The sequence below is a fragment of the Thermus aquaticus genome (assembly GCF_001280255.1).
Classification (GTDB): domain Bacteria; phylum Deinococcota; class Deinococci; order Deinococcales; family Thermaceae; genus Thermus; species Thermus aquaticus.
In genome coordinates this window covers 930713-938160 of sequence record NZ_LHCI01000106.1, presented here as the reverse complement: position 1 = coordinate 938160, position 7448 = coordinate 930713, and the positions used below count along the sequence as shown (strand labels likewise).

Genomic DNA, 7448 nt, shown 5'->3' with positions numbered 1-7448 from the left:
AGGAGGGCTTCTGCCTCCACCCGTGGGTTGGACAGGAAGCGGTAAAGGGCTTTGGCCTGGTGGAAGCGGTTCTGGAGGGGAGAAGGGAGCGAGGCCACCATCTCGCTCACCCGGGCTGAGCCTGCGGCCAAGGCGCCCCGCACCACCTCTTCAAACCGTCGGTGGAGGCGCTTATCGGGGGAAAACGCTCGCAAAACGGCCCGTGAACTCCTGGAGCCTGGCCTCGGCCACCTTGAGCATGTCCATGGATCACCCCCGGTACCAGATACGGGCTGCGCCCGCAAGGGGAGATTTACCACGAAACGGAGATGTGGGTAAAGTCCTGCAAAGGCGGCTTGAAAAGCTCCTTCTTCCCCAGAAACCGGGCGCGGATCCGCCCGCCCCAAAGGCCCAGAAGCCCCACCACGAAGTCCCAGTTGGAGGTGTGGGGCGCGCCGATGAGGACGTACTTCTTGCTGGGCGGGGGCGCGATGCATAGCTTCCAGCCGAAGGCCTTGAGCAGGAAAAGGGCTAGCTTCTGCATGCCGCCTGGGAGTATACCCGGTGTGCTACACTAGGGTTAGTGCGGGCGGGGGGCCTCCCCGCCCCTTTTCGTGAGGTGACGATGCACAAGGTCGTGATCGTGGGTAGGCCCAACGTGGGCAAGTCCAGCCTCTTCAACCGCCTCCTGGGCAAAAGGAGCGCGGTGGTGGCCGACGAGCCCGGGGTCACCCGTGATCTCAAAGAGGGCGTGGTGGAAACCGAGCAGGGCCGCTTCCTCCTCGTGGACACCGGGGGGCTTTGGTCCGGGGACCGGTGGGAGAAGAAGATCCAGGAAAAGGTGGACCGGGCCCTCGAGGAGGCCGAGCTGGTCCTCTTCGCCGTGGACGGGCGCTCGGACCTGACCCCCGCCGACTACGAGGTGGCCGAGTACCTGAGGAAAAAGGGCAAGCCCGTGATCCTGGTGGCCACCAAGGTGGACAGCCCCAGCCACGAGGCCTACCTGGGCCCCCTTTACGCCCTGGGCTTCGGCGACCCCATCCCCACGTCCAGCGAGCACAAAAGGGGCTTGGAGGAGCTTCTTAGTGCCATCTGGCAGAGGCTTCCCGTCAAGCAGATGGACGCCGAGCCCGAGGTGGCGGGCATCCGCCTGGCCATCGTGGGCCGGCCCAACGCCGGAAAGTCCAGCCTCCTGAACGCCATCCTGGGGGAGGAGCGGGTCATCGTCTCCGAGGAGCCCGGCACCACCCGGGACACCATTGACGTGGAGGTCTATAGGAATGGGAACCGCTTCGTCCTCCTAGACACGGCGGGCATCCGCAAGCGCCCCGAGTCCATCGTGGAGGAGCTGGCCATTAGGCGGAGCCTCCGGGCCATAGAAGAGGCCGACGTGGTCCTTCTGGTGGTGGACCCCTTCCAGGTGGGGGACCGGGAGCTGAAGCTGGCGAACCACGCCATGGAGAAGGGCAAGCCCGTCCTCCTCGTCATCACCAAGTGGGACCTGGTGAAGAAGGAGGAAGCCCCCAGGGTGCGGCGGGAGCTTAGGGAAAAGCTGGCCCACCTGGAGCACCTGCCCCGGGTCTACACCTCTGCCTTCACCAAGCAGAACCTGGACCGGATCTTCCAGGAGGCCCTGCGCCTTTACCAGCTCAACCATACCCGCGTGCCCACAGCGGAGCTCAACCGCTGGCTTGGGGTCTGGACGGCCAAGGTCCAGCTTCCCAACTTCAAGGGGAAGCCCCTCAAGATCCTCTACGCTACCCAGCCCGAGGTGGCCCCGCCCACCTTCGTCTTCTTCGTCAACCACCCCGAGTTCGTTACCCGGGCCTTTGAAAACTACCTCAGAAACCGCATCGGCGAAGACCTAGGCCTAAAGGAGGTCCCCTTCCGCCTGGTCTTCCGGGGCAGGCGGGAGGAGGGCTAGGCCCGCCTCCGAGCGAAAAGGGCAAAAAGGCCTGCGTCCTCCAAGAACTCCCGCACCACGCCGATGAAGCGGCGGCCGTCCAGCAAAAGGACCACTAAGACCCATACCAGCGCCTCCCGGAAGGCCTCGAGGGCAAGGCTTTGGGCCAGGAAAAAGGGGGCGAAGGTGGGCGGGACCTGCAGGGCCATGGAAAGACTCTTCTTAGGGCGGCGGAGGAGGAGCACCAAGGCCAAAACCGCCCACCCCCAGGCAACGCCGGGGGCAAGGAGCCCCGCCCCCGCCAAATAGGCCCAGCCCGCCCACGCCAGCCCTGCGTCCAGGGGGTAGTCCCAGGCAGCCAGCGGCGAGGACCTCCCGGAGGCCCGGGCCAGGATCCCGTCCAGGATGTCCAGGCTCCAGCCCAGGAGGAGGAGGCGGACCACCTGCCCCAGGGCCTCGGGGCCCTCCCCCACCTGGAGGAGGCGCAAACAGCTGAAAAATAGCCCACAAATCCGCACCCTTCCTCTTTCCCGTCCCCAGTTTATCCAAGAGCGCAAAACTTCACGGAGGGCGGCGAAAGAGGCAAAAGGAGGTAAAATGAAACCAGGAATGCACGAGGCCAAAGCCCCGAAGCTCTACCTCGGTGTCCACGCCCGCCTGGTCTTCCCCGATCCCGGGGACGAGGAGGCGGTCCTGGACCTCATGCGCCGCTTCTCCAGCGCCACGAGGTTCGCCTACCAGCGCCTCCTCGAAGGGAAGCCCCGGGAAGAGCTCAAGCGGGCGGACGGTCCCCTCTGCGCCCTCTTCCGCCTCAACACCCGCTACGCCGACGGGGCGATAGCGAAGGCCAAAGCGGTCCTGGACTCCGCCCTGGAGCTCGGAAACGACCCCAAGAAGGTGGTCTTCGGGGGGAGAAAGCTCTTTGAGCAACTGAAGCGGAAGCACCTCTCGGGCAAGCCCTTGGAAGCCCTCAAGCGGAGGTGGAAGGAGAAGCGGCAAGGCCTCCTCTACACCCAAGGCGACAGGAGCAAGAAAGGAGGAAACCCCCACTTCAAGCTCCAGGTGGAAGGCAGAGCCCTCTGGCTCCTCGTCCACCTGGGGGAGGAGGAAGGGCAAAAAGAAGGCGAAAGGAAGAAGTTCGCCCGCGCCCTGGTGAGGACCTCCCACCCCCAGCTCAACGCCCTCCTGGAGCGGATTCACTCGGGGCTCGCCTACAACGCCGAGCTCACGCTCAAGGAAGGCAAGGTCTACGCCCACTTCACCTGGAGCGAGGAGCTCCCCCCTCCCGTCCACACCAAGGCGAACGGGGTCCTGGGGATAGACGTGAACGGCAACCCCTACCACCTGGCCCTCGCCGTGGTCTCCCCTGACGGGAACCTGAAGCGCCACCTCACCCTCTCCCTGGAGGAGGTGGACCGGGCTCCCAATAAGGGGGCCAAGGAGCTCGCGCTCTGGAAGGTCGCCCACTAGGTGGTGGCCGTCGCCGAGGAACACGGGGTCGCTATCGCCACGGAAAAGCTCAAGTATCTTCGTAAATCCCGGAGGGGAGACGGCTCAGGCCGGGCGTTTCGCCATAAACAACACCGCTTTGCCTACCGGTCCCTCTTGGAGAAGATTCACTCCCTCGCCCGAAAGCGGGGCGTGGAGGTCCTGGAGGTGAGCCCCCAGGACACCTCCACGATAGGGATGCTCAAGTACGCCCCAGGGCTCTCCCTCTCCAAGGACGTGGCCGCGGCCTACGTCATTGGCCGTAGAGCCCTGGGGTTTGAGGAGAAGCTTCCCAAGGGGTACGAGGCGCTCCTCAAGGACGAAAGCTTTCTCAGGGAAGCCCGGAGCTTCTACGAAGCCCGGATGGCTCAATTACAAAGGGAGCGCAAAGAAGAGAAGAACCCTTACCTGAAGAGGAGGTGGTCTCGTGAGCTGAGGAGAATCCAGTCGGCTTTGGCCTCCCTTTCAAGCCCTTGGGGCTCGCCGGGGAGCTGGAAGGGGGTAACCGAAGGAAGGAACCCCTCCGGTGCCCATCCCTGGCGGGTCCTGAGGGTAGGCCTTTTCCTTCCCCTTCTCGGGCTTGAGGTGCCCAGAGATCTTTCTCCCCTCAAGCCCATCCTGCACGGATCGTGGGAGGGGTGGAAGGTGGGCTCAGGTCCTCATCCTGGTGGAGGGCCGGGGTGCGCTAATGTGCACTTTTACTGACCAGGACCCACCCTACCGCCCCAGCCCGTGCCAGGGTGGCGAGGTCCGCAAGGCACCGGAAAAAGCCGCTCATAGCCCTTCCAGAAGGACCGCCATCCCCTCCACCGCCCCCATGCGCAGGGAAAGGTGGGCCAGGGGCGTGAGGGGGGTGGGCTCGGGGTTCAACTCCACCAGATAGGCCCCCGAGGCATAGGCGATGCGGCCTAAAGAGGCGGCGGGCTCCACCTCGGCGCTGGTGCCGATGACCAGGGCGACGTCCGCCTCGGAAAAGGCCCTCACCGCCCGCTCCCAGGCCCCTTCCGGCAGAAACTCCCCGAACCAGACCACGTCGGGCCGGGCCCGGTGGCCGCACCGGGGGCAACTGGGAGGTGGGGTGAAGGCTTCGGGAAGGGGGAAGCGGTGGCCGCAGGCCTCGCACCGGGCCCTCAGGATGTTGCCGTGGAGCTCCACCAGGTTCCGGCTCCCCGCCCGGGCGTGGAGGCCGTCCACGTTCTGGGTGACCAGGAGGAACTCCCCACCCCTCTCCAGAACCCGCCTTTCCAGCTCCGCCAGGGCCTGGTGGGCGGGGTTAGGCCTGGCCTCCCGCACCTTGGCGATGCGCCAGGCGTACCAGGCCCAGACCTTCTCGGGGTCCTTGGCGTAGGCCTCGGGGGTGGCGTACTCCAGGGGGTTGAACTCCTTCCAGAGGCCCTCGGCGTCGCGAAAGGTGGGGATCCCCGAGGGCTTGGAGATGCCCGCCCCGGTGAGGACGGCCACCTTGCGGGCCTCCTCTAGACGCTTTCTCGCCTCTTCCAGGCTGCCCATGCCCCCATCCTAGACCATGGGCCGGGATATCCTGAGGGCGTGCGCGTGTTCACCCCCGAGGCCATGCGGGAAGCCGACCAGAAGGCGGCGGAGATGGGCTACCCCAGCCTTCTCCTCATGGAGTGGGCGGGGATGAAGGCGGCCCGGGTCTACAAAGAGCTCTTCGGCCAGCGCCCGGCCGTGGTCCTAGCGGGCAAGGGCAACAACGGCGGGGACGGCCTGGTCTTGGCCCGGCACCTCCTTTTGGAGGGGGTGAGGGTCCGGGTCTACGCTGCCCCCGACCAGGCGGGGGACGCCCTCCAGGCCAAAAACGCCCTCCTGGCCCACGGCGCGGAGCTCTACCCCCTGGAGGAGGCCGCATTCGGCGGGGGGGAGGTGGTGGTGGACGCCCTCTTCGGCACCGGGCTCAAGGGGCCCCTCACGGGTTTTTACGCCGGGCTCGTGGAGCGGGTAAACGCCTCGGGGCTTCCCATTTTGGCCCTGGACCTGCCCTCGGGCCTCCCCTATAGCCCCCACGTTCGGGCCACGGCCACCGTGGCCTTCGCCGCCTTCAAGACCCCCCACCTCTTAATGCGGGAGGCCTGCGGCAGACTCTTTCTGGCGGAGATCGGCCTGCCCAAGGCCCTCCTGGAGCGGGAGGACCTCCCCGAGGTGGCCACCCCGGAGGCCCTGAGGCCCCTCCTCCCCCGGCGCCCCCTCACCGCTCACAAGGGGAGCGTGGGCCGGGTGGGGGTTTTGGGGGGGTACCGGGGAGACGGCCTCCGCTACGCCGGGGCTCCGGTCCTGGCCGCCCTGGGGGCCTACCGCATGGGGGCCGGCCTCGTCCACCTGGCGGTCCCGGAGGGGACGCCCCTGGAGCCCCTGGAGGCCGTCTTCCACCCCCTGCCCGCCCCCGCCCTGCCCCCCATGCGGGTGGAGGCCCTGGCCGTGGGCATGGGGGGTGGGCCCTGGGGCGTCCTCTGGGCCATGCGGGCCCTCGAGGCCGGCCTCCCCACGGTCCTGGACGCTGACGCCCTCCACCTGGAGGTGGTGGCCGCCTACCGCCGGGCTGGGGCCAAGGCCGTCCTCACCCCCCACGCCGGGGAGGCGGGGAGGCTCCTGGGCCGGTCCCCGGAGGAGGTGGCCAAGGACCCGCTGGAGGCCGCCCGGACCCTGGCCCGGGAAACGGGGCTCACCGTGGTCCTCAAGGGAAACCCCACGGTGGTGGCGGAAGGGGAACGGCTTTCCCTGAACCCCACGGGGAACCCCGCCCTGGCCACGGGGGGCACGGGGGATGTCCTCTCCGGGGCCATCGCCACCCTGCTGGCCGCCGGGCTCCCCCCCTTTGAGGCCGCCCGGCTTGGGGTCTATCTCCACGGCCTGGCCGGGGACCTCCTGGCGGAGGAGAAGGGGGTGGGCCTCCTGGCCAAAGAGGTGGCGGAGGCCCTACCCCGCGCCCGAGAGGCCCTCCTTTCCGGGACGCGAGGGGCGCCGTGGGAAAGGGTTTAGCGCCCTTTCTCTTGCCCATCTAGGCCCGTTGCCGATCCAAGCCCACGCTTCCCATGCCAAAGGGGGGACCGAAACCCTAAGGTGTGCTTGGCCGGGCCCGCCGCCCCACGCCCCGGGCTGAAAAGGAGCAGGGCCAGGATAGCCCCCAAGTGGAAGGGATCCCCCGCCAGCTGGCCTACCTGGTGGGCGACGGTTCCGGGGAAGAGCAGATCTAAAACAAAGTAGAAGAGGACCAGGGCCGGGAGAGAAAAGCCTATCACTTTAAGGGAGTTGAAGGCTACGCCCCTTCCCAAGACCTGGTAGGAGGCCAGCGTCGCGCCCACGCCCAGCAAAAACTGTAGCCAGGCCCAGCTGCTCCTCTGCTCAAGGAGGTAAGCGAAGAGCACCAGGGCAGCGGTTAGCCCCAAGAAGAAGAAACTTCTCGCAGCTTTGGTTACCCAAGGTGACATCCTACACTCCTTTCATCTGCACTGCCGTTCGCAAACCTCACGACACTCGTTGTAAACGATTACTCTACAAATAGGTTGCAAAGGAGGAGGAACAGGTGTACAAATGACATCCCGCACAGGAACGCACACAATATAGCATACAATCCTGCAAACCGGGTTAGGTGATGATCCTCCACCTCCTCCGCCATCCCCAGGGTCCAAGCAGGGCTGGGCCCCACAGTTAAGGGGAGAAATGGCGTTTTCCACCTCTGGTTCAATGGGGAAGGTGCAAGTTTCGCCCATGGACCCCTCTGCACGAGCTGTTGCCCACAAGCCCAGCAGAAGAAGCGCCAGCACATTTACCAATTCATTTTAGCACCTCCACCTCTAGAATAGGGCTTCTTCTTCTTCTTCTTGTCAAGCCCCTGTGGGCTTGCCTAGTAAATCGCCTTGTACCCAGGGGGCGGCGGCAGAAGGGAGAGAAGGACCCTAAGGCCGTAGGCGATGAGCTCCAAAAACGCCCGCACCATGGCCGTCCAAGGCTTCCCCAAAGGTAGGCCCCCCCAGCCAGGTCTTCATCCCCCCAAACACCCCCTCCACCACCCCGCGAAACCGGTACACCTCGGGGCCCCACCCCTCCCGCGCCCGTACCC

The 7448-nt window shown here is 66.2% G+C and carries 5 protein-coding genes and 3 pseudogenes; 4 read left to right on the top strand and 4 right to left on the bottom strand.

Annotated elements, in window-relative coordinates; translation table 11 throughout:
• Window positions 1–325: 325 nt before the first annotated feature.
• Window positions 326–523: pseudogene (locus BVI061214_RS06200) on the bottom strand (lysophospholipid acyltransferase family protein); the annotation flags it as partial.
• A gap of 81 nt (window positions 524–604) precedes the next feature.
• Between BVI061214_RS06200 and der the strand changes: the two are divergent.
• Complete coding sequence (gene der / locus BVI061214_RS06195) at window positions 605–1903, top strand: ribosome biogenesis GTPase Der (RefSeq protein ID WP_053767675.1); 1299 nt, start codon at window positions 605–607, stop codon at window positions 1901–1903.
• Here the strand turns inward: der and BVI061214_RS13440 are convergent.
• A complete protein-coding gene (locus BVI061214_RS13440; protein ID WP_248841732.1) occupies window positions 1900–2370 on the bottom strand; it encodes a hypothetical protein in 471 nt (156 codons plus the stop codon). The genes der and BVI061214_RS13440 overlap by 4 nt on opposite strands.
• 109 nt (window positions 2371–2479) lie before the next feature.
• Here BVI061214_RS13440 and BVI061214_RS06185 point away from each other — a divergent pair.
• Window positions 2480–4075: pseudogene (locus BVI061214_RS06185) on the top strand (IS200/IS605 family accessory protein TnpB-related protein).
• Between the two features lie 69 nt (window positions 4076–4144).
• Here BVI061214_RS06185 and BVI061214_RS06180 read toward each other — a convergent pair.
• Window positions 4145–4879 (bottom strand): SIR2 family NAD-dependent protein deacylase, encoded by a 735-nt coding sequence (locus BVI061214_RS06180; protein WP_003044331.1) that lies wholly within the window; start codon window positions 4877–4879, stop codon window positions 4145–4147.
• Window positions 4880–4918: 39 nt separating this feature from the next.
• Between BVI061214_RS06180 and BVI061214_RS06175 the strand changes: the two genes are divergently transcribed.
• Together BVI061214_RS06175 and BVI061214_RS14030 are read left to right on the top strand one after the other, a co-directional pair.
• Window positions 4919–6367, top strand: coding sequence for a bifunctional ADP-dependent NAD(P)H-hydrate dehydratase/NAD(P)H-hydrate epimerase (locus tag BVI061214_RS06175; protein ID WP_053767674.1), 1449 nt, complete (start codon window positions 4919–4921; stop codon window positions 6365–6367).
• Between the two features lie 83 nt (window positions 6368–6450).
• Window positions 6451–6582: a hypothetical protein gene (locus BVI061214_RS14030; RefSeq protein ID WP_282953987.1), complete on the top strand. Its 132-nt coding sequence runs from the start codon at window positions 6451–6453 to the stop codon at window positions 6580–6582.
• A gap of 650 nt (window positions 6583–7232) precedes the next feature.
• On the opposite strand, the pseudogene BVI061214_RS12910 reads toward BVI061214_RS14030, so the two are convergent.
• Window positions 7233–7448, bottom strand: a pseudogene (locus tag BVI061214_RS12910) (hypothetical protein); the annotation flags it as partial.